This is a genomic window from Novosphingobium anseongense (genome assembly GCF_037482895.1).
Lineage (GTDB): Bacteria > Pseudomonadota > Alphaproteobacteria > Sphingomonadales > Sphingomonadaceae > Novosphingobium > Novosphingobium anseongense.
The window spans coordinates 102,396-127,048 of sequence record NZ_JBBHJZ010000006.1 but is presented as its reverse complement, the minus strand read 5'-3'; the positions used below and the strand labels follow the sequence as shown (position 1 = coordinate 127,048).

Here is a 24,653-nt window from a genome sequence, read left to right as displayed (position 1 = left end):
CAGGCGTTTCCGAGTGAAGCCGTCAATCGGAGTAGACCGATATGGACCGCTGTAGGCGGCCCACTGGCGGAGCGGGTAGTCTGAGCTGAAATCGCGTCCGGGCCGATATCAAGACTGCGCATACATATCATTCGACGTACAGGGGGACGAGTTAGTCAAACACGATCGGCTTCTCCAATCGGCGCGACACGAAACTCCTGATTGACGAGCGGACCGGTCGGGAAGCGATGGCATGGTGCGTGATGCCCATGGCTCACTGTGCCGAATTCCCCATCTGCAATACCTCCACGACATTCCCATCGGGATCTTCGAAGTGACTCGATCTTGCTTGCTGCCCATCGATCTCCTGGTTGAAGCGAGTGCTCAGAAGCTTGCCGCCATTGGCTGCCGCCGCTTGTAAAGTTGCGTTTACATCGCTCACCTGAGCGACGAAGCTGCCTCTCAAGTGGTCTGGCTTATCAGACTGGACGAGGATCATGCCGGGAAGCGCCATGCCGGGAAACATCATGATGCGGACCTTTTCGCCCATCCTTTGTACGGTCGTCATCCCGAAGACGGCCTGATAGAATTTCTCTGCCCGGACGACGTCGCTGGTAAACCAGCGCAGCATCATGACCCGGACCCGAGCGCCAGCCGACGGCGCTGGCGCAGCCACTGATCGCGTCTCAAGGCGTGACGAGGTCTGCGATTGGGCATGAGCGCCAGTTGCGATCAACAGCAGGGGCGCAATGCCAGCCACTAGTGCTTTCATGGGCTTTTCGATCCTCTCGAAATCTATCAGAAGAATTCTGCTTTCAGGTTTGGGCGGGACGCCGCGGTGCCGATGATTTCCGCATCACGGAGCAATTCCGATGCCGTCGGCGTTCTTTCCGGCCGGGATACGCCGGCGAACCTCGCCCGAAGCGAGATCGACGTCGGCGATCGTGCCAGGTCCTGTCTCCGCGACCAGGACGCGCCGGCCATCGCGCGCGAATGCCACGGTCACCTGGATCGCCTCGCGGTGCCCGCTGACTGCGATCGTGCGCAGGGGTTTGCGACTGGCGACATCGAAGACATTCAACGTGCCGGCACCGATGTTCGAGGTGACGGCAGTCTTGCCATCGGGGCTGATCGCCACGCGGATCGCCACCGGATCCGTCGGAAGAGTGGCGACGGTGCGGCCACTGGCGAGATCGACGACCCTCAGGCGCGGCGCGGAATTGTCGCCCACCCAGAGCTCGCGGCCATCGGCCGCGACCGCGAGGCCCTCGGGGTTCCCGCCGACCGGTATGTCGTTCAGCTTCACGCCGCGCTGCAGGTCAATGACGCTGATCGTACCAGCACCCACATTCGCGGCATAGGCGCGGCGCTGGTCGGGAGAAACGGCCACCATGTGCGTGCCAGATTGATCTGTGGCGATCGAGCGTAGCCGCCCGCTGCGCGGATCGATCACCACGACGCTGCGGCTCTTTTCCGCGGCGACCACAAGCCTGCCGTCGCGCAACCAGACGATCCCGTGCGGCGCGCTGTTGGGTGCAATGTCGATCCGCTTGACGAGACGCGCGCGCGCAACGTCGAAGACATCCACGGTGGTACCGCCATAGGCGACGACGGCGGCTTGCCTGCCGTTCGGCGAAATTGCGATCTCGTGCGGAGCCTTTCCGGTGGCAACGCGCGCCCGTTCCGTTCCGCTCGCTAGGTCGAGGAAGCTGACGCTGTCTTCGCCCTTATTGCCGACGAGCAGCGTCTCGGCCGCGGCGATCGATGCGGGAAGGGCCACCGCGATCATCACACCGAGCCATCTGGCGGCGCGGTAACTTGCTTGCATCGCTATCTCTCCCGACCGAGGGCCAAGGTGACCCGGTTATCGTCCCAGGTGTTTGTCGAACCAGTTTGCCAGGTAACGCATCGCGTCCTGCGATTCCGGCGTCTCTGGCGCCGTGCTGTAGCTCTGGTGCCAGCCGCCCTCGATCATGTAGAGCTCGGACTGGACGCCTTGCTTGAGCAAGCTGGCATGCCCCGTGACCACGCCGCTCATTTCCGGCGCGCGCGTACCCGATATCCAAAGGGTCGGCGGATAGAACGTCAGGCTGTCGGGCGTGACCTCCGGGAGCATGTCCCGGCGATCGTAGTCGCTGCCGAAATAGCCGCCCTTGGCGACAAGGGTCGTTCCCGGACGGGCGAAACCGCCGCTGAAATTCCAGATCTCGGAGTCCCCGATCGCCGTCCGGAACGCGCTCGATAGCGGCGCGATGGCGCCGGGCATGGGAAGGCCGTGGCGCTTGAACCAAGGAATGGACTGCAGGGTTACGACGCCGCCCGCCGAGCCACCGAAAATCCCGATGTTGCGCGGGGCATGGGTCTTGAGGACCTCCCGGTAGACGACGCTGAGATCTTCGAGAGCAGCGGGGTGCACGGCTTCTGGATAGAGCCGGTAGTTGATCGCCACGACTTCGATTCCGCTCAGCGATGCAACGGGGATGGCATCGAGCAGGGCGACCGAGGGCCATCCCACCATGAACGAGCCGCCATGGACCTCGATCAGGATCCGCCGCCGGTTCTTCGCGGCCACACCGCCCTTGGGGCGAACACGAATGATTTCGACACCGGCCACGGTTTCCTGCGAGGTCTCGACCGGATAGCGCTCGCGCACGAAGGGAAGCGACTTCTCGAACATCGCATTCACGACCGAGCGCATGGTCGCGACGATCTTGGGATTGGTCGGCGGTGTGATGGTGCCGTTTCCGGGGCCCGCGAGCGAGCGCGCGTAGGTGCGCTTCTGGGCTTCGCTCGACAGCGGCGACGGAGCGTAGACAAAGGCTGGGATATCCAGGCTCGCGGCCGGGAGTTCGGATTTCGGTTCCGCCGTCCGTTCGTCGGCTCGCGCCATGGTCGATCCCACGATGGCAGCCATCATGGCCAGTGCGAACACCGGCTTTGCCTCTATTGCGCGCATCCCATCCCCCGGCCAATTCTGCTGGCACGAGATAAAGCTACGGATCGTAGTGTTAAGTGTCAATGCTCGTGGTTTGCGCCTACCAGGCGGCGGCGCCTCTGATCAGCATGTCCACGGCGGCGTGGGCGAAGCGGCGGGCTTCTTCTTCTGGCCGATCTGCGGTGGGGGCGACGTGTTCGATCCACCCGCACAACATCGTCATCAGCACGGTGGCGACCCGCCGGGGATTGCGAGCTGAAATTCCGCTGCCTGGTCCCAGTTCGCAAATCTCGCGCTCGAGCCCTGCGATCATCTTCGAGTACCCGATCGCCTCATGGCGCTGTTCGGCTTCGTCAGGCCCACTCCAGGCCGTCGACACGAGTGTCCAGAAGGTCTGCACCTGCGGCTTCGTAGCGTGACGAAGCATGTCGGTCGCGAGATGCTTCAGGCGCTGTTCGAGGTCGTCGGCCGCGGTGTGGCTACGGTCGATCTCGCACCAGGCGGCAACCTGTCCGCCAAGTACGGCGCGCAGCAGCGCGCGCTTTTCGGGAAACCGCTTGTACAGCGTGCTCTTGGGAACGCCGGCCTGAGCCGCGATCATTTCCATCGAAGCCCGCTCGTACCCCTCCGACAAGAAGACCTGGGCTGCTGCCTCGCGGATGGTGCGCTCGATTGCAGCGGCTTGATGCGCATTGGGACGGCCACGCTTCGGCTGAAATGGCTCATCGTCGGCGGCAATCACTACGAACTTGGACACGGGTCTTTCCTGCTCTGGCCGGAGCGAATCCCGGACTGCTTTCCATCGCCCGCTCGAAAGGAAAACGCAACGATGCGTCGCTTTGTGGCGTCTCGCGCAGCCCCCGCGTGCGCCGCCCATGACGCGCACGTTACACAAAATTACCAATTAGCCGTTGTTGGCAGGTCGAATTTAAGCGACATAATGTCCCATAAATTTTGGAGAGGTAATCCGTCGTGTCGCGCCTTGCTCATATCGTGCTCATGTCCTTTTTCCTCGCGAGCACCGCGAGCGTGCCATCTCAGGCCGAGACAGCCCTGCCGCCGCCGCCTCGGCCCGAGAGGATCGTAGTTGCATCGCTGCCGCTTCCGCCGACGTCGCCTTCGGACGCACCAGGCGCTTGCACGCGCGCCATCAATCCGCGCGGGACCGGGTGCATGTCCGCCTACTACGATGCGATCATCGAAGGGCCCGCCTACCTCGGCGATGCCAAGCACGTCCTCTTGTCCGTACAGTTCACCGGAGCACCGAGCGCGCCTGATCCAGCGAACATTTACAGCGGTCCGCAGGTCATCGCGATCAAGACCGATGGAACCCAATTCGCCAACGGCGACAGCTGGAAGTGCATCACCTGCGCTATTCCCGACGCGACGCGCAAGCTCGGCAATCTCACCACGCACAGCGCGGGGCAGACGATTAAGGCGGGCGACACCTGGCTCGTCGTCGATCATCCGCAGGCGTTCCCGGGGGATCGCAAGATGCTTGCGGGCACCAACGTGATCGACTGCGGCCCGCACCGGCTCGTCGATGATGCCTGCACGCCCGATAAATTGCGGGTCTATCCCATCCGCTGGAACGTCATGCGCGACGGTTCCGGCAAGGGCGGGGCGATGCGCGAGCTGCGTCTAAATCCCGACGGCATCCACCTTATGTGGAGCCACATGAATGGAACGGGCGCGAATCTCGACCAGCATGGACTGGTGGGAAGGCTGCAGTTCAATCCTGCGCCGAAGGATGGGGAGCCCGCGGTTCCGCGCTACGACCTCGTCGACGCCTATGTGATGACCAATTCGGGCGACCCGACCTTCGCGGCGTTCAGGGTCGATCCGAAGGATCCCGCGCGTCTGATTTCCAATCCGGCCAAGGGCGCGATCGGCGAAGCGCGCGGTTGGACGCGTGACGGCAAGGACGCGGTCGGCATGGGAATTCCTGAAGCCGGCGCGGTCGACATGTATATCACCAGCCTGAGGACCGGTGCGTCCCGGCGCCTCACCAATGCCCCCGGCTATGCCGATCCGATCCTGATGTCGCCCGACGACAAGTGGTTCGTCGTCTTCGACAATCGCGGCGTCGAGCGGCACATGTACTATGCCGGGATGCAAGGCGTGCCGCCGCTCACCGACATGCTGACCCTGATGGTCAAGCTCTCCGACGAATACGGCTATAGGAACGGCCAGCGCCGGTTCTTCCAGCCCTACCTGATCGACCGCTGGGGCGATCGCGGCGGCTACCTCGGCCAGCAGCTCAATCCGGGACCAGGCACACCGGGCAGCGCCAGCGATCCGAACTGGAATGCGCGCGCCGATCCGGCGTGGTCGCCTGATGGCACCAATGTGGTCTATTGGCAGGCGCTCGTGACGGCGCCTGCCTGCGGCGGCGCCAATCCCTTGCCCTGTCCGACATCGACGGAACCGGGCGGCCGGCATTCGCGGCTGATGATCGCGCGCCTGCCCGACCGCAAGCCGCTGCCGCTGGGCCGCGTTGCCAGGCCGGGAAAGATCACCGTGCCCTGGGGCGCGGCCTACAAACCGGGTGATCCGATGCCCGCGCGAATGGGCGTGCCAGAGGGCAAGTTCACGCTGGCCGGGCGAAAGGGCGGCTCGGCTCGCGTCGAAATCCGCAAGACCGGCGGACGCGTCGCGTTCGTTTCCGCGAGCTACGAGGCGTTCACCGACGATGGCGAGCACGTCATCGATGGGACCGAAAGCGCGGCGATGGAAATGAAGGGCGGCAAGCCGCGCATCGTCTGGCACTCGGACATGCGATCGAGCGGCGCGCAGGTCGGCACCAAGAAGACCAGCGAGCCAGGTGGTTTCGTGATCAGTCCGATGGGGGAGCCGCTCGAAGGCGAGCTCGTGACCACGATCGACGGCAAGACCTATCGTCCCGTGCAGAAAGGGACCTGACATCATCGGGCTTGCCCGGCCGGCGCGATACCGCCGGGCAAGCCTGGCGCTGGGGATAGGATCAGACCAAACGATGGTGCCGTTTGCCCTGACGCTCCTTGATCGGTCATACCGCCAAGCATGACCGGCCCGAATCGCGACAACTCCAATGCCGAGCAGGGCCAGGTCACCACGGCCGACCGGGCGAGGCTCAATGCGATCGGCCTAAGGTCGCGAGACGCGCGTGCCAGGCGCACGATCGATCGCTTGCGCGACGGGCTTCTGAGTTTGATCGAAACCTCGACGCTTGAGGCCATAACGATCGACGACATCGTCGAGGCGGCAGGGGTGAGCCGGTCGACCTTCTACCGACATTTCGCGACGAAAGAGGCCTTCGTCGAGAACATCGCCGAGACTGAAATCCAGAACTTCGTCGGCCATACCTTCCCGCTGCTGTCGAGCCACGACAGCTCGGCTGCTTGCATGGCCGTCGTCACCTACGTGGGCGAGCGACGCAAGCTCTGGTCAATCCTGCTGAACGGCGGGGCGGCGGGGTTCATGCGCAGCCAGTTCATCCGGCTGGCGGCGCAGATCGGCCCGGGCCAGCTCGACGATGCGCCTTTGGCGCTCCCGCTCGATCTGGGTGCGGCATTCGGCGTCGCCGCGACGGTCGAAGTCCTGTCATGGTGGTTGCGGCAGGATAAGCCGGTGCCGCTTGAGGACGTGGCGGGCCTGGTGAACCGCCTTGCCGTTCGTCCCGCCCTCGACCCATAGCGGAACCGGGCACAGAGCGATATCTCGACTGCGCTAGCTTGGCCCGCCCGAGAGCATGGGGATGCTGAGGCGTGACAGGATGCGCGAAACCTCATCGACGCCGTGGGCATCGTCCGGTTGCTCCAGCCACCAGCTGATCGTGTCGGCGATCATACCCGTCGTGCAGACGATGCCGAGGTCCCTGGGCAGCCAGCTCTCGGTCGGTGGCATCGCTTGCGCCACCGCACGCGCGCGCCGCAGCCATTCCGCGCGCATGGCCAGACCGGCGCCGCCATTGAGCAGGACCTTCCACAGGTCGCGGTGCTCCTGGACGTAGGCGCAGAGCGCGACGAAGCCCGCGGCATGATCTGCCGCCGCAGCTACCGGCAAGGTTAGCTCGACGAGCGCAGCGATCTGATCGGCTGCGATCTCCTCAAGCAGCGTCTGCTTGCCTTCGTGGTGGCGGAAGAAGGTCGCGTAGTGGACGCCGGCCTCCCGGCAGATGTCCCGCGCCGTGATCTGCTCGAACGAGTGCAGCGCGAGGAGCCGCAAAAGTGCCTCGCGCAGGGCCGTGCCTGTTCGTGCCGCGCGAATGTCCTTGACCATTGACCGTTGGGGCATTTCGCCGTTATGGGACATATTGTCGCATAAGTCGATACCGGATTCGCGGCTGGCTCGTCACGCTGGTCTCGCCAGCCGGGCGAAGTCTCGCGCGACCGGTGCTCGTGAACATGCATGGGAGTTGGAAGATGGTCTCGCTGATCGAACGCGATTATTTCACGGACTACGAAATCCTGAAGGATCCCTATGCCTTCTTCGAGGCGATCCGCGAGCAGGGGCCGGTCTACCAGCCGCCGGGGAAGGACTATTTCATCGTCACGGGCTTCGAGGAAACGCTCGAGGTGCTGCGCGATCACGACACCTTCTCGGCTATCATCGGCCTGCAGGGCGCGGCCATGCCGCTGCCGTTCGTGCCCGAAGGTTCGGATATCACGGCCCAGATCGAGGGCCATCGCATGCAGTTCCTGGGAGGCGACCTGGTCGTCAATCTCGACGACGATGCGCATTCGAACCTGCGCGCCCTGGTCAACACGCTGTTCGTGCCCTCGCGCCTCAAGGCCAACGAGGCGTTCATCGCCGACTATTCCGACCAGATGATCCGTGAGGCCGTGGCGAACGGCAAGGTCGATGTCATCAAGACCATCGCCACGCCTTTCGTCACGATCGTCATCGCAGATCTGCTCGGCGTGCCCGTAGAAGACCGTCAGATGTTCATGGACACGATCGCCATGGCGCCGCCCCCAGGCAGCCTCGACGGCGACAACGACATGAGCGCCGAGGACCACCCCTTCGTCATCATGGGCTCGTATTTCGCCGGCTACATCGCCGACCGCAGCGAAAACCCGCGCGACGACGTGCTGACCGAACTGGCGCAGGCGATCCTTCCCAACGGCGTCAAGCCGCCGATGCAGGACATCGTCCAGCTCGGCATGTTCATGTTCGGCGCCGGTCAGGACACCTCGGCCAAGCTGCTCGGCAACTCGATCAAGTATCTCGTCGAGGATCTCGATCTCCAGGCCCAGCTGCGCGCCGATCCCAAGAAGATTTCGGCCTTCATCGAGGAAGTGCTGCGTATCGAAGGGTCGACCAAGCAGACCGCGCGCCTGGCGCGCAAGGACACCGAGATCGCCGGGGTGAAGATCGCCGCGGGCACCAAGATCCTGGTCGCGCTATCGGCCGCCAACCGTGATCCCAAGCGCTGGGAAAACCCGGCCGAGCTGCAACTGGGCCGCAAGCGCATCGTCGAGCACGCCGCCTTCGGTCGCGGCAAGCACGTCTGCGCCGGCGCTCCGCTCGCGCGCGTCGAAGTGCGCGTCCTTCTCGAGAAGCTCCTGGCCGAGACGTCTCATTTCGAGATCGACCGCGAGAAGCATCCCAATGGCATCGCTGATCTCAGCTACGAACCCAGCTTCATCATCCGCGGCCTCGCCGAACTCCATCTCAAGCTGACCCCGCGCGAAGGTTTCGTGGCGCCCGAGAAGCCCGCTGCGGCGACGAACGGTCACGTCCTCTCGACCGGCGGCAACAGCCTCGAGACGCTGCTCGCGGATCCGGGCGCGAAGGCCGTGCTCGAGAAGCATTTTCCCGGCATCGGGCCGGGGCCGTTCCTGGGGATTGCCAACGGTTTCACCCTGCGCGGTATCGCTAGGCTCGCCTCGCGCCGTTTCCCTGCGCCAGCGCTCGATGCGGCCGATGCCGATCTGCTGCGCCTCGCGCAGGGCGTCGCGATCGACACCAAGGTCACGCTCTCGACCGCAGCGACGCGGGTGGGCGACCTGCTCAAGAACCCGGCCGCCGTGGCCGTGCTTGAAAAGCACTTCGCGGGTATCAGTACCGACAAGCGCATCGGCATGGCCAAGGGCATGACCCTGCGCGCGATGAAGAAGTTCGCGCCCGACCAGTTCACCGACGAAGCGCTCGACGCGCTCGACGCCGAGCTCGCCAAGCTCGCCTGATTTTCAGCATCCTGAGAAAGACCGATCCATGCGCGTAGCCGACGTATCGAACCAGCCGCTTGCCGAACTCAACTCGCTCAAAGGCCGTAACGCCGTCGTCACCGGTGCCGCCTGGGGCCTCGGCAAGGCGGCCGCGCGGCGGCTGGCTGAAGCCGGCGCCAATGTCCTGATCGCCGACATCGATGCGGACGCCGCGGCCAACACGGCCGCCGAACTCGCTGCGGCCCATGGCACCAAGGTCGTCGCGACCGCGATGGATGCGGGCGAAGAAGCGCAGATCATCGCGGTCGCCGACAAGGCCCTCGCCGAATTCGGCCAGATCGACATCTGGGTGAACAACGCCGGCCTGCCTTCTTTCACCCCGCTGCTCGACCTCGAAGTGGAAGAGTTCGACAACATCAGCCGGCTCAACCTGCGGGGCGTATTCGTGGGCGCGCGCGAGGCAGCGAAGCGTATGATCGAGGCGGGCAAGGGTGGCGTCATCGTCAACGTCGCTTCGCTCGCGGGTGTTCGCGGCATTTCGCCCGGCCAGTCGGCCTATGTCGGATCGAAGCACGGCGTTGTCGGCCTGACCAAGACCATGGCGATCGAGCTCGGCACCCACGGCATCCGGGTGCTCGGCATCGCGCCGGGCGTCTGCCTGACCGAGAAGACCGCCTTCCTCGCCGATCTCGACGAGGAAGCGCTCAAGCAGATCCCGATCCCCGGTATCGGCGGCAGTCCCCTGGGCCGGGTCGGCGTTGCCGATGACGTCGCCCGCGCGATCCTGTTCTGCGCCTCGGACATGGCCATGTTCATGACTGGCAGCACGCTGCTGATCGACGGTGGCATCGCCGCCTGAGGCACCGCCGGCCATCTTGATTCGCGGAGTCGAAAACCTCCCGCGCGGGTGCGCGAGAGGCCTGATCCGCCCTTCAAGGGAGATCTCCCATTGACCGAACGAAGCGCTGCGGATGGCTGTCCGCGGCGCTCTTTTGCGTGTTTTTCGTCAATTTCGCCCCTCTGCGTCGGGCTGCAGACCATCGATTGACACTGGTCAATCCAATTTGCTAACAAAGTGGTCAGATATTGTGATTTGACTGATCAGTCTGACACAATGTCAAAGTGAGGGCGCGCGCAAAGCGCTTCGCAACGAAAAGGGGAAGAGGATGGGATCTGTGGGGGCCACGCGGATTCGCGTGTCGAACGAAGCCGTCTTGATCGCGCGAGGCAGGGCCGCGAAACTGCTGGTGGCGACGGCCCTGGCTATACCGCTTCTGTCGGTCCAGGCTCACGCCCAGGCGGCGCCGCACACCGACGATACCGATATGGGCAGCGAGATCATCGTGACCGCGCAGCGCAGGGCCGAACGGCTCGAGGACGTGCCCGCAGCGATCACCGTCGTCTCGGGCAACACGCTGGAGAATGCCGGCGTCACCAATTTCCAGGAACTCGGACAGGTCGCCGCGGGCGCCCAGGTCAACTTCGCCGGGGCTTTCACCCAGCCCACGATCCGCGGCATCACGACGCTGACCAACGGCAACAACGTCGAGAACAATGTCGCTGTCTATGTCGACGGCTTCTACGAGCCGAGCGCGCTCGTCATCAACGCCGATCTTCCGAACCTCGCAGGCATCGAAGTCCTCAAGGGACCGCAGGGCACACTCTACGGGCGCAACGCCACGGGCGGCGCGATCCTGATCAACACGCTGGCCCCTTCGGCCGAGTGGACGGGTAAGGCCCAGCTCACCTATGCCCGCTTCAACGACAAGCGCGCGAGCGCCTATGTATCGGGACCGCTGGCGGACAGCGTGCGGATCGGTCTCGCCGGCTACTATCGCCACACCGACAGCTATATCCGCCTCGCCAATCCGGCGGTGATCGGCGGCAAGCTCGGTCCGGCGACGCCGATCCGCCAAGCCGCGGTGCGTCTCAAACTCGAGGCGGACCTCGCGAGCAACCTGAAGGCGACGCTCGGCTACAACATGGTCCACGTCGATGACGGCCGCACCGACATCTTCACGCCCTACGCGCGCGTCAGTCCCGCGCTGCCGGCGCCGCCGCTGCGCGCGACCGAGCCCTATACCGCCTCGTTCAACGGCGTGACCGAAAGCCCGGTGACCAACCACCAGGGCACGCTCAAGCTGGCCCTCGCGACCGGCATCGGCACGATTACCTCCTACACCGGCTACACCGACAGCAAGCAGCATCTTGAGTTCGATTTCGACGGGACCTACGTCAACTCGACGATCATCGACATCAACTTCCACCAGAAGACCTTCCAGCAGGCCGTCGACTACAACATCGATGCCATCGACGGGCTGAACCTGATCGTTGGCGGCATGTACTACCACGACGACATCGCCACCGATCCCGTGAACCGCACGCTCATCGGCGGCGTTGTCGCGCAGCGCACGATCGGCGGCGTCAAATCGGATGCCTGGGCCGCCTATGCCGACGCGACGCTCGAACTTGCCCAGGGCCTCAGCCTGAGCCTCGGCGGGCGGTACAGCCACGACAAGAAGGACAACGACTACCGCGTGTTCAGCGCCGCTGGTGCGATCGTCACCGATGCGGCCGCGAAAGACAGCTGGTCGAAGTTCACGCCGCGCGCTGCGCTGCGCTACGAGATCGCGCCGCGGACCAATGTCTATGCCTCATGGTCGCGCGGGTATCGCACGGGCACGTTCAACTTCACGCCGCCTGCGATCGTCAGCGAATGGCGTGCCGTCGTGCCCGAGACGATCAGCGCCTACGAGGTCGGGTTCAAGACCGCGCAGGACGGCTATCGCTTCGACATGGCCGGCTTCTACTATGACTACCGGAACCTCCAGGTCGCGACGCTGCTGCGCTCGCCGCTCTGCGCCCCGGTTCCCGCGCCGCCCGCCCTCGACACCTGCAACCAGTTCCTCAATGTCTACCAGAACGCGCCCAAGGCGCGGGTCTACGGCATCGATGGGCAGTTCTCCGCGACACCGGTCGAGAACCTCAACCTGCGTCTCGGCTTTGCCTGGCTCAACGCCAAGTACACCGATTTTCGCGATGCTGTAGGTACCGGCCTCAACGCGGCCACCGGCCTCAACGTCAACAACCAGGTCCAGGACTGGTCGGGGCAGCAGATGGCGCGCGCGCCCGAATTGAGCGGCAACGCGGGTTTCGACTACCTCGTTCCCCAGGGCGAGGGCGGGCTGCGACTGGCGGCGAACGTCAGCTATACTTCGAGCTTCGTCGTCAACAATCCGGCGCTGTTCGGACCGCTCGCCGGCGCTGCCGTCGCCAGTCAGCAGCGCTATCGGCAGGGCGGCTACGCACTGGTCAATGCCAGCCTGACCTGGACCGAGCCATCGGGGCACCTCCATGTCACCGTCTTCGGCCGTAACCTCACGAACCACCGCTACTTCATCACGAAGACCGGCAGCTCGAACGGTGACTACGGCACCTTGGCGGAGCCGGTGACCTACGGGGTCAAGCTCGGCTTCGATTTCTAGCCGGTTCATCGTCGATCCGGATCATGGGAGACCTCGAATGTCGCTGAAGGGCCAGTATCAGAACGGCTATGTCACGCACGACATCGATCGCGCGATGGAGCTCGCGGGAACCTCGTTCAGGCTGGGGCCCTTCAGCGCTTTCGACGTCGAGATGGTGGCGAAAACGCCGACAGGCGAGAAGACCTCGAAGCTGCGCGTGGCGACGGCCTGGGCCGGCGCGACGCAGGTCGAGCTGATCCAACCTGTGGGCGGCTTCGTCGAGCCCTATCTGCCCTTCCTGCCGGCCGACCCTGCCGATGCGGTCCCACGGCTTCATCACATCGCGGTACGCCGGGAAGACCCGGCATCGATGCGCGCAGAGGCCGAAGCGATGGGGCTGCCGCTCGCATTCTCCAGCGAGGGCGCGGGTATCAGCTGCATCTTCCTCGATGCTCGCCAGCGCCTGGGGCACTTCTTCGAATTCGTCACGGCGAGCCCTGAAGGCTGGCAGCTTCTCGGCTGGCCCAAGGGCTTGGTCCTGCCGTGAGCGGCGTTGGCGCGGCGATGGGCGACCTGACCGGTCGTCTCGAAAGAGCCTATGGAACGCGCATCGCCGATGCGCGCTTCGATCTCGGAGGAGCGCTCGAAGAAGTGCTGGCGGGCGTCGGTCTGTCGACGAGCGATGCGGGCGGCAGGGTCGAATGGTCCGGCGCCGACCCCGTGCTCAAGAGCCCGCTACGGCTCGGCGGCGCGGCGACGATCGCGCTGCTGGCGAAATCGGTCGCGGCCGCGGCGATGCACCGCTGGCGCGGTGGGCCGGGGCAGGACCTCGCCATCGATCTAGGGCCGACGCCGCACCGGCTCTGCCCGTTCTACGACGGCAAGTGGGAACTCGTGGGGCGCTATCCGGCCGTGCCGTCGCTCGAGGTGGGCAATGTCATGGGCGCGACCTTCTTTCGCACGCGCGACGGGCGATGGGTGTTGCCGCAGGCGCTTTACCCAAATCTGCGGCTGCGCGCGCAACAGCTGCTCGGCGTGCCGCTGACCTACGAGCCGGTGGCCGAGGCGATCGGCCGGTGGGATGCTCTTGCGCTCGAGAAGGCCGGGGAGGAGGCGGGCATCGTCATGCCGATGGTCCGCAACTTGCCCGAATTCCTGGAAGAACCCCACTATCGCGAGGTTCTGGCCGACATGCCGCTGATCGAGATCACGCGCATAGGCGATTCCGCGCGTGAGCCGCTCCGTCCGTTGGGAGCACAGCCGTTCTCGGGCTACCGCACGCTCGGCATGGGGCACGTCATCGCTGGCGCGGGCTTCGGGAGGTCGATGGCGCTCCACGGCGCCGATGTCCTCAACCTCTGGCGGCCCGGCGAGGGCGAACTCGAGCCGATCTACGCGAGCGCCAATGTCGGCATGCGCTCGACTTGGCTTTTCGCGCGCCACGAGCGGAAACTGCTCGTGGACCTGCTGCAGGGCGCGGACATCTTCTTCCAGAACCGCCGCCTGGCGCAGCTGCGCGACCTCGGCCTCCTGCCCGAAGACGTCGCGCGCGAGCGTCCGGGCATCGTCTATGTGTCGATCTCGCTTCATGGGATGAAGGGCCCCTGGGCGGAGCGTGCGGGCTTCGACCAGACCGCGGGATGCGTGACCGGCGTCATGAGCCTTCAGGGCAGCGAGGACGAGCCCGCGCTTCCGCCGATCGGCGTGGTCAACGACTATCTCGCGGCCTGGCTCGCGCAAGTCGGCGTCGTCGCCGCGCTTCGCCGCCGAGCCGAAGAGGGCGGCTCCTATCACGTGCACGTGTCGCTGACCCGGGCGGCCCTGTGGCTCCTCTCGCTCGGGATTTTCGACAAGGCCTGGGCCGAGCGCACCGCCGACGCGTCCGAAGAGCACCGCTATCGCGATCCGGAAGTCTTCCGCGCGGTCACGCCGATGGGCGACTATCAAGGCGTCACCGACCAGGTGCGGATGTCGCTGACGCCCGGCGCCTACGATCCGGTGCTCATCCCCCGCGGAGCCTCGCGCCCCGAATGGCTCGCCCGCTGACCCTCCGCCTAGGCGGGTTCGAGCTCGTCGATGCACCACTCGATCAGAGCGCGCGTTTCCGCGTGTCCTCCGGCTATGCCAAGCGAGGTCTCTAGACCGAGAATCATACCGATCGAGGACAGCACCATGGTGACAGCGAACGGCGCGACGACCTCGCTGCCCTTCCTGTCGGGGCGCTTGATCAGCCCATTCACCGTCTCCAGTCCCAGCCGGCGGACGCGTTCGCCGAACTCGACCGTGTCGCGGCGGATGACCTCGTTGTGGTTCGCCATGGCCAGGAATTCCATGTTGAGCACCGAATCGTTGGGATCCGAATGAGCCTTCCAGAACGCATGCAGCGGGCGCTCCGATAGAAAGGCGTCCTGCAGCCTGTTCCAGTAACGGCTGATGTGCCGGCGGTAGGTCGCCAGCAGGAGCTCGTCGAGCGTCTCGAAATAGTAATAGACCAGCTGGTGCTTGAGCTCGGCCTTCACGGCGACGGTGCGCGCCGACAAGGCGGCATAGCCGTCCTCGCGCATGACCGCCTCGACCGCGTCCATCAGCACGTTCCGGGTAGCCGAATTCCCCGATCCCAGTCTTCGCGTCGATGCCATTCGCGGCTCTCCAGAGGCAGTAGGTTGCTTGGCAGCGTGGTGCGTCCGAGCTCAACCCCCTGGCGCGCCTTTGTCGTGGATTGACGGCTTGGGCGGCGCTTTGCTAACGAAGTGGTCAGCATGCGTGCGCAGACAAGCAGGCGGCGGGAGGAGAGTAGATCATGAAGGCTATCACGGACGTTTCCGATCGCTCGATCGCGCAATTGGTCTCGCTCGCGGGCCGTTCGGCCGTCGTGACCGGCGGCGGCCGCGGCCTTGGCAAGGCGATCGCGCGGCGCCTGGCCGAAGCTGGCGCGAACGTCCTGATCGGGGATATCGATGCCGATCTGGCGCGCGAGGCCGCCGCCGATCTCGACGCGTCTACTCCGGGCCGGGTCATCGGCACGGCCATGGACGTGTCACGGACCCCCTCGATCGAGGCGGCCGGTGCCCTCGCCGTCGAGACCTTCGGCGCCGTCGACATCTGGGTGAACAATGCCGGGATCTTTCCCGCGGTGCCTGTCGCCCAAATGACCGACGAGCTGTGGGATCAGGTTCTCTCGGTCAACGCGCGCGGTGCTTTCGCGGGGTCTCGCGAGGCCGCGCGGCGCATGATCGCGTCGGAGCGCGGCGGAGTGATCATCAACATCGTCTCCACCGCGGGCTTCAAGGGCGTCGCGCCGGGCCTCACCGCCTACGTGAGCTCGAAGCACGCGGTGCGCGGCATGACGAAGCAGATGGCGATCGAGCTCGCCCCTCATGGTATCCGCGTGCTCGGCGTGGCGCCGACCTATTGCGTGACCGAGGGCAATCAGCTGGCAGCTGCGCAAAATCCCGATCGCACGAGCACGGCCGAGGACATCCCGGCCATGCTGACGAGTCGGCTTGGACGGGTCGGCGTTCCTGACGACATCGCCCGCGTCGTGCTTTTCTGCGCATCGGACATGGCGGTCTTCATGACGGGCTCGACGCTGCTCGTCGACGCAGGCGAGGCTGCCTGATCGCACTTGCTGGTGCTTTACGGGCCTGCTAGTCGATAATTGGACTGACCGATTTGCAAGAGGTCAGGTTCTCGGGGTCCGGAGCTCGCCTGGAAGGCTTTCTCATGCCTGCTCGCAAGTCCTTCGGACCGATCCAAGCAGGAGAGTGATAGATGCGTTCCCTAATCAGCGCCGCCCTGATCGCCATCGCCATGCCGGTTGTCGGCATGGCCGTCCCGGCCGCCGCGGAAGCGCCGGCCGCGGGTGGTTTCTCCGTCGAAACCACCGATCTGGGCACCCTTCTCGACAATCCCGGTGCCAAAGCGGTGCTGGCGAAGCACATGCCCGGCCTCATCGGAAACGAGCAGATCCAGATGGCGCGCGGCATGACGCTCCGGCAGCTCCAGCAGTTCGCGGGCGATGCCGTGACCGACGAGAAGCTCGCCGCCGTCCAGGCCGATCTCGCCAAGCTGCCGAAGTGACATCTAGCGCCTAATCCCGTCCGAAAGCTTTCGGCTTGATTTCACGCTACAAGCCCGGCACATGCTCAGAATAATCTGAGCATGTGCCGGGCTTTCGTTTGCCAAGGAGATGGGGATGGGACTGGGAGGATCATGCCGGGCCGCGAGCGCACGTCGCGTCGCGCTCGCGCTTTGCGGATGTTTCGCCCTGTTGTCGTGGCAGGCGGGAAAGGCGGCCGAACCAGCGGCGGGGGCAGAGGCCGAAGGGATCATATTCGAGCGCCAGCAGATCATGACCAAGCTGGACCAGGACGCCGACAAACTGGGCAAGGTGGTTGCCGGACTGCTGCCGGCGGATCAGCTCGCGCCAGCGGCACGGGCCGTAGCCGAGGGCGCGCGCGAGTCGGTCGAGGCCTTCCAGCAGCATGTGCCCGGGGGCCGCTCCAAGCCGGAGGTCTGGAGCAACAACGCCGATTTCACCGCGAAGATGGAAAAGTTCGCAACCAGCGCCGAAGCCATGGCCAAGGCCGCCGAGGCCGGGGACAAGGGCACCGTGCTGAACCTCATGGTCGATGCCCTGCCCTGCAAGGAATGCCACGACACCTATCGCGAAAAGAAGCGCTCGTGACCCGGGGGCGGATCCTCTCGCGCTGGGCGCTTGTGCTCGCCGCCGGCGCACTCGTCGCTGCGCCCGCTTTCGCGGGCGCAGCCGACCAGGTCCGTGCGCGGATCGCCGGCTTCCGCCAGATCGGCGCGGCTTACAAAGAGGTGACCGATGGCCTGCGCGCCCGCGACCTCACCAAGGTCCGTCAGGCGGCTGGGCAACTCGGCGGGCTCGCGCATGGGCTCTATGGCTGGTTTCCGCGCGGCTCGGGTCCGCAGCCTGGCGTCAAGACGGCGACCAGACCCGAGATCTGGACGCGCGCGCCGCAGTTTCGCGCCGCGCAGGACGGGTTCGCGCGCGAAGTGCAGGCGTTCCAGCGTGTCGCCGCAGGCAGCGACGTTAATGCGATCCGTGCGGAAGCGCGCAAGCTCGGCGGTACCTGCAAGGCCTGCCATGACCAGTTCAAGGTCGCGGGCGACTGAATCCGAATACAAGGGGGAGGGATTTCATGGATCGATCGAGGCGCAGTTTCCTGGCGCTGGCGGCCACCACGCCGCTGGCTTTGGTAGCAGGCGGCGCGGCGCTCGCCAGCGATGTCGCCTGCGACGACCCCGCGAGCCTGCCGCTCAGTTTGCGTAACCGGCGCAAGTCTCTCGGCTTCGTCGAGGTCTCGCCTGATGCCGCGCGCCGCTGCGGGCTCTGTGCCTTCTTCGAGCGCAAGCAGGGTGAGTGCGGGACCTGCCAGTTGTTGAGCGGCGGGCCGGTCACGGCGGCGGGCCTATGCAATTCCTTCGCGGCGAAGGCCGGCTGATGGCGGCGCTGGGTAAGACGCGCGCGGCGCTGCTGGCCTGTGCGGGGGTGGTCGCGGCGGTGCTGTCAGGTGGCGTGCACGCCGAAACCGTGCTGCCGGGGATCGACGACGCGACGGTGCTCTCCGAATTTGGCGGGCGCCCGGCCTTTTCGCCCGACGGCAAGCGCCTGGCCTTCGTCGGCAAGACCTATGGCGATGCCTTCGAGATGGATCTTGCCACGCGCAGGGTCCGCAACCTCACGGCCAACCTTCCGCACCATGGCATCACGCGGATCCAGTATCTGCCCAATGGCGATTTCCTGGTCACGGCGCCGCGCACGAGCCCCGGCACGAATGCCCGCGCCCATCTCGAGATGTGGGTGCTCGATCGCAGCCTGACCAAGGGCCTGCAGCCGCTCGGCGCGCAAGTGTTCGAAGGGATCGCCGTCTCCCGGAAGCGCAATCTCGTCGCCTGGGCGGTGATCGCGCCCGAGCTCAAGCCCGGCGAGCCCTGGCAGATGGGTTTCGCGCGGCCGACCCGACGCTACACGGCGGAGATCGCCTACCGTGCCGGCGTGCCCGTTCTGGCCAACCAACACGAGATCATGGCCAGGCTGCCGGACGAATGCGTGTTCATCGAGCCGCAGGACTTCCGCGATGACGATCGCGAGCTCGTCTACAGCTGCATGGGTAGGATGAATGGTGGCCGTCCGTCGATCTCGGTCATGGGCACGCGGCTGGCCGGCGGCGTGGACACGGTCTATTTCCGCCGCGAGGGCGAATATGCCGAGGTCGAGGGCATCGCGCCCGGCGGCATCTGGTCCACGGTCGAGTGCGGCGTGCAGGACAAGGCGGCCTTGCCCCCGCTCGACATCTGCCGGCTTGAGCTCAAGGCCGGTGGTGGTGGCGTGCTGACGCGTATCGTGCGCGGCGCGGAGCCGGGCCGTGCGCAGGACATCAGCAATCCCGTGGTCAGTCCCGACGGCAAATGGGTGGCGTTCCAACGTTCGATTCGCGACGACCCCGACATCGGCGGCGGCAACGGCGTGTTTCTGCTGAGGCTGCCCTAGGGCTGCGCACCGGACGCACCGATTTGGCAGAAAAGCTCAGTTCCCTTTGAGCATTTGCTTGCCAGGTGCGGTAAAATGCTCAACAGTGCCTGAGCCTGGATTGGTAAGGCCAGATTCGCTCGGTTTTATAGCCACTGCGAACGCGCCATTCGGGCAGGGGGAAGACAGCGCGAGGGGCACGTCGATGCCGATTTCACGGTGGATAGCGAGGACGACGATCGCGGCCGTTGCCATAATGGGCGGCGCCGCGGCTCATGCGCAGTATTATATCGGTCCTGGCTATATCCAGGTGGCCGGCGTCATGGGCGGCGGCAAGGGTCGCGAACATAAGGGCTGGGTGAAGTCCGAGGCGCACTACTGGCGCGCCAAGCCGCCCCGCCGCGAAATCCGCGGGATCACCGGCGCGGCCACGAGCCTGCAGTTCACCAGCTCGCGCGCGCCGGCCAAGGGCCCCGAGGTTCTGACGGTATCCATCAGCAAGTCCGACCCGGCCGTGCCCGGCCTGATGGAACGCTGCCGCAGCGGTGCCCCGGTGCCCGAGATCGTCTTTTCCGAATCTTCCGACCTTGCACGCCATCCACAGGAGCACGGGCCGCGACCGGCGACGGTCCCCGATTTCTATCGCTACCGGCTCAAGGACGTGGGCCTCACCTGCCCGGTCGCCGAAGGCGCGGCCGAGCAGGCTTTCACCTTGCGTTTCAACGATATCGAATGGCTCAACGCTGCGCCGCAGACCAAGCCGATGCCGATCACGGCCGAACCCGCCAAACTGGCGGCCGGACCGCGTTCGGGCTCGACGAGGGTCTTTGCGATCTCATGGTTCGCGCCGATCGCCGACAGCAAGCCTGATCAGTGCGAAAAGGTGAATACCAAGCCCTCGCAGGACGACTACTACGCGCAGATGCCGCCGGAGAAGGCGGCGCGTCAGCGCGCCTTCCTCGCGGACAAGGGCGGCGCCAACACGACGTACCTGCCCTATCGCGGGCCGGACGAGCTCAACGTCATCCTGCTGCCCGGCATCGTTCCCGATCCCGGTTTCGTCGCGCCCAGGGTCGATCAGGTCCGCGGCTTCGACCTCGACGGCGATGACGGCACGGGGCCGACGCCGGCGCATACGCGCAAGCACCGGAATTTTACGTCGCCCGATGGCCGGGGCGGCATCGATAACCAGCTCTTCACGATCCAGGGCTGCATCGCCGGCTGGCGGCGCAACGGCTTCCTGCCGATGATCGGCAACGAGCTGAGACGCGCGGGCGGTCTGTCGATCCTCGTCGAAGTCTCAGGGATCGACGACGCGCGCAACGATGACGACGTCGCGGTCAGCATCTACTACAGCACGGACTCGATCCGTCGCGACGGCACGTCGAAGATCGTCCTGCCCGACTATACCTATCGGGTGAGCGGCGCGACCGAGTTCTCGCAAGACTTCGTCCGCTTCCGGGGCAAGATGGTCGACGGCGTGATCATGACCCAGCCGGTCGACAAGCTGTTCATGCACGAAGGCCCGGCTTCGACCTGGTCTTTGATGAACGCGCGCATGCGGTTGGAATTCTTGGCCGACGGCACGATGAGCGCGACGCTTGGCGGCTACCGCGACTGGCGCGAATACCTCGCGATGGCCTTCTTCCAGTCGTCGGACTACGAGAACACGATCGGCTTCCAGGCGCCGGCCATGTATGCCGCCGTCCGCCGTGCCGCCGATGGCCTCAAGGATCCGGTGACCGGCGATTTCAACGGCATTTCCGCGGCCTATGAGATGGAGGGCGTGCCAGCCTTCATCCCGCCCGGGCAGAGCCGGGAATTGCTCGGCAGGCGCTCGAACGTCGCTGCCCGCAAGTAGGTGAACGCCCCGGATCCGCTCCCGATCGGAGGGGCGGGCCGGCCAGAAACTTTCCAGCCCTGAAGCGCGATCGCCGATCGCGGCGGGCCCTGTCCGGGGCCGTGCGATGGCGGCTGCCTTCCTGCCAGTCCCGTGAAACCGAAAGATCGATCGAAACTGCCAATTACCGAGAAGCAAAAAAGGGGGAATGCATGAAGAACGTCCGTTTGTTTGCCCTGGCGAGCACTTGCCTCGTCGCGTCGGCGCCGGCTCTTGCCCAGAGCAGGGGCGAGGATCCCGAAATCGTCGTGACCGGCTCGCTCGTCCGCGGCGTCGCGCCGGCCGGGACTAATGTCGTCTCGGTCTCGCAGGACGTCGTCCAGTCGAGCGGTGCGACGACGACCGCGCAGCTGCTCCAGACGATCCCGCAGCTCGGCTCGTTCAACGATCTGCTCAAGCAGAATGGCGGCAACAACTTCGTCACCACCAATCGCCCGAACCTGCGCGATCTGCCGGCCTTCACCACCAAGGCGAATTCGGCGACGCTGATGCTCGTCGACGGCCACCGTGTGGTCGGGATGGGCGTATCGGTCACGAGCCCCGACGTCGATATCGTGCCGCCCGGCATCATCGAGCGCGTGGAGATCGTGCCCGACGGCGGTTCGGCGGTCTACGGTTCGGATGCCGTGGCAGGCGTCATCAACTTCATCACGCGCAAGGACATCAAGGGCGTGGAAGCCGATGGTCGCTATGGCTTTGGCGAAAAGAACTACTGGACCTTCGATGCCAACCTGACCGCCGGTCACAGATGGGACGGCGGCGGCGTCTACCTCTCCTACAACTACGCCAAGAACAGCACCTTCCTCGGGCGCGACCGCGACTTCGTGCGGATCTATCCGGCCAATGCCGCCGGGGTCTCGATCCCTTACTCGCAGATCGAATGCCCGGGCAGTACGGTCATCAACCGCATCAACGGCAACATCTATGCGCTTCCCTATGCGCGCGGCGCGGGCGTGCCGGGAACGGCCAACCAGTGCGACCTGTCCGATACGGCCTCGGTCTATCCTGAGAACGAGCGGCATTCGGTCTTCGCGGGTCTCGATCAGCAGCTCACCGACAGTTTGAAGTTCGAGCTGCGCGGCTTCTACACCCACCGCGACACCTATCAGTCGCTGGGCATCTTCCATTCGAACGCAAACGTGGGTCCGACCTTCGTCAATGCGACGCTGACACCGTTTCCGCAGCAGTCGAACTACTTCACCAGCCCCGGCAGTCCCTTCGAGGTCCATCAGGTCAGCTTCGGCTGGGGGGCGGAGAATGCCTTCAATCAGCGGATCGCGCTCGACGCCTGGGGCATCACGCCGACCGCGACGCTCGACATCGGCGACAACTGGCAGCTGCGCACGATGCTGAACTACGGGCAGAGCGAGACCGAGCAGCGCACGACGAACGTCAGCTCCGCGGCCTTGGTCAACGCGATCCGTGCCGGCCTGTTCAATCCCTATGACGTCGGCTCGAGCAATCCCGCCGCGCTCGCAGCCGTCACCAACTTCCAGAGCTACGGCAACACGCGGCAGGAGCAGTTCAACGCGCGCGCGATCGTCGACGGCGATCTCGTTTCCCTGCCGGGCGGCGCCGTCAAGCTCGCCGTCGGCGCGGAATATCTGTACGAAAACGTGCGGACCCGGCGCGGCGACGTGATCCCGGGCTTCGAGACGTCGGGCTATCCGGGGCTCTCGATCAACGGGGCCCTCGTGATCCCGGCGCGGGCGGGGCTACCGCTCGGGGCCGCCAGCCGCGACGTCAAGTCGCTGTTCGGCGAACTGGTCGTGCCCCTGTTCGGCGCCGACAATCGGACGGGCGGATTCGAGGAGCTGACCCTGTCGCTGTCGGGACGCTACGACCGCTACAGCGATTTCGGCGATACTTTCAATCCGAAGGTCGGCCTCACCTGGAAGCCGGCGGATTTCATTCGCTTGCGCGCCGCATGGGGCAAGAGCTTCGCGGCTCCGAGCCTGCTCGACAAGCCCGAGACCGACCCGGCCGCGCTCTCGTGGCAAACCGGCTCGATCTTCGCGTTCCTGGTTCCCACCTCGGTTCTGGTGGCGAATGGCTATCCAGCGCCGACCGGCACGAATTCGAACGGCATGTTCATCCTGGGCTCGCGTCCGGGTATTGGTCCCGAAAAGGCGACGACGCTGTCGCTGGGGGCCGATCTCGAGCCTCTGCCCGGGCTGCGGCTCAGTGGCACCTACTGGAGCATCAAGTATCGCGACGTGATCGCCCAGGCGCCGTTCACCAACTTCCCGCAGTATTTCGCGGGCTTCGGAGGGGTGTCCTTCTTCGTCAACCCGAGCCAGGCGCGGATCGATGCGGCCATCGCCGGCGCGGCTTCGATCAGCGGCACGCCCTGCGCGCCGCAGCCCACCTGCCTCTACATCATCGAGGACAATCGCAAGGACAACCTCGGCCGGTTCAACAATTCGGGTATCGACTTCTCGGCGAGCTATGCCACCGCCACGAATTGGGGCGCGGTCGATTTCTCGGTGAACGGCAACTATCAACTCACGCGCAAGCAGAGCGCGACGGCCACCGCGCCCTTGATCGACTTCCTCAACGCCAACTACAGCCGCCTCAAGGTGCGCACCATGCTCGGCGTGGAGATCGGCAATCTGCGCAGCCAGGTCACCTGGAGCCACTCGCACGGATACAAGCTCAATCCGGTGGTCCCGGCCGCGGGGGGCTTCCCGGCACAGGATCGGGTCGGCGACTACAACGTCTTCGACCTGTTCTTCCGCTATGAGGTCCCGGGCGAGGGCATGCTCGAAAATCTGGCTTTCACGCTGACCGCGAACAACGTCTTCAGCAAGGATCCGCCGGTCTATCGCGCCCAGCAGATCACGCTGTCGACCAACGGTTTCGCCAACGGCAGCACGGTGGGTCGCGTGATCCAGCTCGGCGTGAGCAAGCGGTTCTGAGTGCTCCGAAGCCGGCGCCCTATTGCGGCGCCGGCTTCAGGCTGTCGAGGAACGTCTCGACCACCGCGGCCATCTCGTCGTGGCCGAGCGAGACGTCGAATTCCTTCTCGCGCACGATCTGTCGGGCGATGCCGGCCACCATGATCGTGAGCGCCTTTGGCGGGACGGCGCATTCGATTCCGCGGAGCTGGAAATGGCGCTGGATCCCCTCGGCCTGCAGGTTCCGCATGTCCTCGATGTAGCGCATCATCTCGGCGCGCATATCCTCGCGGCGGATGGCGATATTGCTGAGCTCCATCGCCACCGACATCCATTTGAAAGAGGTCTCGACCTCCCACAGGGCGCGCAGGGGCTCGTCGGAGGCGATGGCTCGGGCCGTGTTCTTCAGGCCCAGCGAGCCGTGCTGGCGGATCAGGGCGAGGACGAGATCCTCGATCGAGCGAAAATAGTAGTGGACCATGTGCGCCTTCACGTCGGCCTTCTTGGCGACGTTGCTGGCGGTCAATCCGGCCGCGCCCTCTTCCTGCAGTACGCCGATCGCGGCCTTGAGGATCGCATCGCGGCCCGCCGAATTCTGCGCGCCGATGCGACGCGTCGATTTGGCGGCGGCGGTCTTCGCGGGGCTTTCCAAGTCGGTGATCCTTCCGATGGGCAATGCCGGTCGCGCCTAGGGCGATCGGGAAAGCGGTGGCAAGGGCAATCTCGTTACTCAGGGGAACATGAGCGCGGAACTCGCCTTGAGCTAAAACATCTTGCGCCCTTTGCGGCAAAAGCTCAGATATGTCTGAGCATACGGCGAGAGC

The 24,653-nt window shown here is 65.3% G+C and carries 22 protein-coding genes; 15 read left to right on the top strand and 7 right to left on the bottom strand.

Features of this window, described 5'->3' with window-relative positions:
- Positions 1 to 253: 253 nt before the first annotated feature.
- The 4 genes from WG901_RS21785 to WG901_RS21770 all read right to left on the bottom strand — a co-directional run bounded on the left by WG901_RS21785 (position 254) and on the right by WG901_RS21770 (position 3,671).
- Complete coding sequence (locus tag WG901_RS21785; RefSeq protein WP_339589236.1) at positions 254 to 751, bottom strand: VOC family protein; 498 nt, start codon at positions 749 to 751, stop codon at positions 254 to 256.
- Positions 752 to 835: 84 nt separating this feature from the next.
- Positions 836 to 1,768, bottom strand: coding sequence for a YVTN family beta-propeller repeat protein (locus WG901_RS21780; protein ID WP_339589235.1), 933 nt, complete (start codon positions 1,766 to 1,768; stop codon positions 836 to 838).
- Between the two features lie 75 nt (positions 1,769 to 1,843).
- Positions 1,844 to 2,911 carry an alpha/beta hydrolase gene (locus WG901_RS21775; protein ID WP_339589234.1) on the bottom strand — a complete coding sequence of 356 codons (1,068 nt, stop codon included), beginning with the start codon at positions 2,909 to 2,911 and terminating at the stop codon, positions 1,844 to 1,846.
- A 103-nt stretch (positions 2,912 to 3,014) separates the two neighbouring features.
- Entirely contained in the window at positions 3,015 to 3,671 is a 657-nt protein-coding gene (locus WG901_RS21770) for a TetR/AcrR family transcriptional regulator (protein ID WP_339589233.1), read from the bottom strand.
- Positions 3,672 to 4,087: 416 nt separating this feature from the next.
- Here WG901_RS21770 and WG901_RS21765 point away from each other — a divergent pair, with 416 nt between their 5' ends.
- Both WG901_RS21765 and WG901_RS21760 read left to right on the top strand, forming a co-directional pair.
- Complete coding sequence (locus WG901_RS21765; RefSeq protein ID WP_339589232.1) at positions 4,088 to 5,836, top strand: TolB family protein; 1,749 nt, start codon at positions 4,088 to 4,090, stop codon at positions 5,834 to 5,836.
- A 120-nt stretch (positions 5,837 to 5,956) separates the two neighbouring features.
- Positions 5,957 to 6,589, top strand: coding sequence for a TetR/AcrR family transcriptional regulator (locus WG901_RS21760; protein ID WP_339589231.1), 633 nt, complete (start codon positions 5,957 to 5,959; stop codon positions 6,587 to 6,589).
- A 33-nt stretch (positions 6,590 to 6,622) separates the two neighbouring features.
- Here the strand turns inward: WG901_RS21760 and WG901_RS21755 are convergent, their stop codons facing one another.
- The gene (locus WG901_RS21755; RefSeq protein ID WP_339589230.1) at positions 6,623 to 7,189 is read right to left on the bottom strand and encodes a TetR/AcrR family transcriptional regulator; all 567 of its coding nucleotides are present in this window, start codon (positions 7,187 to 7,189) and stop codon (positions 6,623 to 6,625) included.
- 128 nt (positions 7,190 to 7,317) lie between these two features.
- Here WG901_RS21755 and WG901_RS21750 point away from each other — a divergent pair, with 128 nt between their 5' ends.
- The 5 genes from WG901_RS21750 to WG901_RS21730 all read left to right on the top strand — a co-directional run bounded on the left by WG901_RS21750 (position 7,318) and on the right by WG901_RS21730 (position 14,576).
- The gene (locus tag WG901_RS21750) at positions 7,318 to 9,084 is read left to right on the top strand and encodes a cytochrome P450 (RefSeq protein ID WP_339589229.1); all 1,767 of its coding nucleotides are present in this window, start codon (positions 7,318 to 7,320) and stop codon (positions 9,082 to 9,084) included.
- Positions 9,085 to 9,112: 28 nt separating this feature from the next.
- A complete protein-coding gene (locus tag WG901_RS21745) occupies positions 9,113 to 9,925 on the top strand; it encodes an SDR family NAD(P)-dependent oxidoreductase (protein ID WP_339589228.1) in 813 nt (270 codons plus the stop codon).
- Between the two features lie 307 nt (positions 9,926 to 10,232).
- Complete coding sequence (locus WG901_RS21740) at positions 10,233 to 12,551, top strand: TonB-dependent receptor (RefSeq protein ID WP_339589227.1); 2,319 nt, start codon at positions 10,233 to 10,235, stop codon at positions 12,549 to 12,551.
- Between the two features lie 37 nt (positions 12,552 to 12,588).
- Positions 12,589 to 13,077, top strand: a complete 489-nt coding sequence (locus WG901_RS21735) for a VOC family protein (RefSeq protein ID WP_339589226.1) — start codon at positions 12,589 to 12,591, stop codon at positions 13,075 to 13,077.
- A complete protein-coding gene (locus WG901_RS21730; RefSeq protein WP_339589225.1) occupies positions 13,074 to 14,576 on the top strand; it encodes a CoA transferase in 1,503 nt (500 codons plus the stop codon). The genes WG901_RS21735 and WG901_RS21730 overlap by 4 nt, the downstream gene beginning before the upstream one ends.
- Before the next feature lie 8 nt (positions 14,577 to 14,584).
- Here the strand turns inward: WG901_RS21730 and WG901_RS21725 are convergent, their stop codons facing one another.
- Positions 14,585 to 15,169, bottom strand: coding sequence for a TetR/AcrR family transcriptional regulator (locus WG901_RS21725; protein WP_339589224.1), 585 nt, complete (start codon positions 15,167 to 15,169; stop codon positions 14,585 to 14,587).
- Between the two features lie 161 nt (positions 15,170 to 15,330).
- Here WG901_RS21725 and WG901_RS21720 point away from each other — a divergent pair, with 161 nt between their 5' ends.
- From WG901_RS21720 to WG901_RS21685, 8 genes are all read left to right on the top strand, one after another.
- On the top strand, positions 15,331 to 16,149 hold the full coding sequence (locus WG901_RS21720; protein WP_339589223.1) for an SDR family NAD(P)-dependent oxidoreductase: 819 nt from the start codon (positions 15,331 to 15,333) through the stop codon (positions 16,147 to 16,149).
- Positions 16,150 to 16,301: 152 nt separating this feature from the next.
- Entirely contained in the window at positions 16,302 to 16,610 is a 309-nt protein-coding gene (locus WG901_RS21715) for a hypothetical protein (protein ID WP_339589222.1), read from the top strand.
- Positions 16,611 to 16,725: 115 nt separating this feature from the next.
- A complete protein-coding gene (locus tag WG901_RS21710; protein WP_339589221.1) occupies positions 16,726 to 17,217 on the top strand; it encodes a cytochrome c in 492 nt (163 codons plus the stop codon).
- The gene (locus tag WG901_RS21705) at positions 17,214 to 17,675 is read left to right on the top strand and encodes a c-type cytochrome (protein ID WP_339589220.1); all 462 of its coding nucleotides are present in this window, start codon (positions 17,214 to 17,216) and stop codon (positions 17,673 to 17,675) included. The genes WG901_RS21710 and WG901_RS21705 overlap by 4 nt, the downstream gene beginning before the upstream one ends.
- Before the next feature lie 26 nt (positions 17,676 to 17,701).
- Complete coding sequence (locus WG901_RS21700) at positions 17,702 to 18,004, top strand: high-potential iron-sulfur protein (RefSeq protein ID WP_339589219.1); 303 nt, start codon at positions 17,702 to 17,704, stop codon at positions 18,002 to 18,004.
- A complete protein-coding gene (locus tag WG901_RS21695; RefSeq protein ID WP_339589218.1) occupies positions 17,974 to 19,053 on the top strand; it encodes a TolB-like translocation protein in 1,080 nt (359 codons plus the stop codon). The genes WG901_RS21700 and WG901_RS21695 overlap by 31 nt, the downstream gene beginning before the upstream one ends.
- 235 nt (positions 19,054 to 19,288) lie before the next feature.
- A complete protein-coding gene (locus tag WG901_RS21690; RefSeq protein ID WP_339589217.1) occupies positions 19,289 to 20,893 on the top strand; it encodes a hypothetical protein in 1,605 nt (534 codons plus the stop codon).
- A gap of 191 nt (positions 20,894 to 21,084) precedes the next feature.
- Positions 21,085 to 23,850 carry a TonB-dependent receptor domain-containing protein gene (locus WG901_RS21685; protein ID WP_339589216.1) on the top strand — a complete coding sequence of 922 codons (2,766 nt, stop codon included), beginning with the start codon at positions 21,085 to 21,087 and terminating at the stop codon, positions 23,848 to 23,850.
- Between the two features lie 19 nt (positions 23,851 to 23,869).
- On the opposite strand, the gene WG901_RS21680 is transcribed toward WG901_RS21685, so the two are convergent.
- Positions 23,870 to 24,481, bottom strand: coding sequence for a TetR/AcrR family transcriptional regulator (locus WG901_RS21680; protein ID WP_339589215.1), 612 nt, complete (start codon positions 24,479 to 24,481; stop codon positions 23,870 to 23,872).
- Positions 24,482 to 24,653 lie beyond the last annotated feature (172 nt).

Coding starts and splice junctions, on each gene's coding strand:
- WG901_RS21785 (WP_339589236.1), bottom strand. CDS start 751: ATGAAAGCACTAGTGGCTGGCATTGCGCCCCTGCTGTTGATCGCAACT.
- WG901_RS21780 (WP_339589235.1), bottom strand. CDS start 1,768: ATGATCGCGGTGGCCCTTCCCGCATCGATCGCCGCGGCCGAGACGCTG.
- WG901_RS21765 (WP_339589232.1), top strand. CDS start 4,088: ATGTCCGCCTACTACGATGCGATCATCGAAGGGCCCGCCTACCTCGGC.
- WG901_RS21760 (WP_339589231.1), top strand. CDS start 5,957: ATGACCGGCCCGAATCGCGACAACTCCAATGCCGAGCAGGGCCAGGTC.
- WG901_RS21755 (WP_339589230.1), bottom strand. CDS start 7,189: ATGCCCCAACGGTCAATGGTCAAGGACATTCGCGCGGCACGAACAGGC.
- WG901_RS21750 (WP_339589229.1), top strand. CDS start 7,318: ATGGTCTCGCTGATCGAACGCGATTATTTCACGGACTACGAAATCCTG.
- WG901_RS21745 (WP_339589228.1), top strand. CDS start 9,113: ATGCGCGTAGCCGACGTATCGAACCAGCCGCTTGCCGAACTCAACTCG.
- WG901_RS21740 (WP_339589227.1), top strand. CDS start 10,233: ATGGGATCTGTGGGGGCCACGCGGATTCGCGTGTCGAACGAAGCCGTC.
- WG901_RS21735 (WP_339589226.1), top strand. CDS start 12,589: ATGTCGCTGAAGGGCCAGTATCAGAACGGCTATGTCACGCACGACATC.
- WG901_RS21725 (WP_339589224.1), bottom strand. CDS start 15,169: ATGGCATCGACGCGAAGACTGGGATCGGGGAATTCGGCTACCCGGAAC.
- WG901_RS21720 (WP_339589223.1), top strand. CDS start 15,331: ATGAAGGCTATCACGGACGTTTCCGATCGCTCGATCGCGCAATTGGTC.
- WG901_RS21715 (WP_339589222.1), top strand. CDS start 16,302: ATGCGTTCCCTAATCAGCGCCGCCCTGATCGCCATCGCCATGCCGGTT.
- WG901_RS21710 (WP_339589221.1), top strand. CDS start 16,726: ATGGGACTGGGAGGATCATGCCGGGCCGCGAGCGCACGTCGCGTCGCG.
- WG901_RS21700 (WP_339589219.1), top strand. CDS start 17,702: ATGGATCGATCGAGGCGCAGTTTCCTGGCGCTGGCGGCCACCACGCCG.
- WG901_RS21695 (WP_339589218.1), top strand. CDS start 17,974: ATGCAATTCCTTCGCGGCGAAGGCCGGCTGATGGCGGCGCTGGGTAAG.
- WG901_RS21690 (WP_339589217.1), top strand. CDS start 19,289: ATGGGCGGCGCCGCGGCTCATGCGCAGTATTATATCGGTCCTGGCTAT.
- WG901_RS21685 (WP_339589216.1), top strand. CDS start 21,085: ATGAAGAACGTCCGTTTGTTTGCCCTGGCGAGCACTTGCCTCGTCGCG.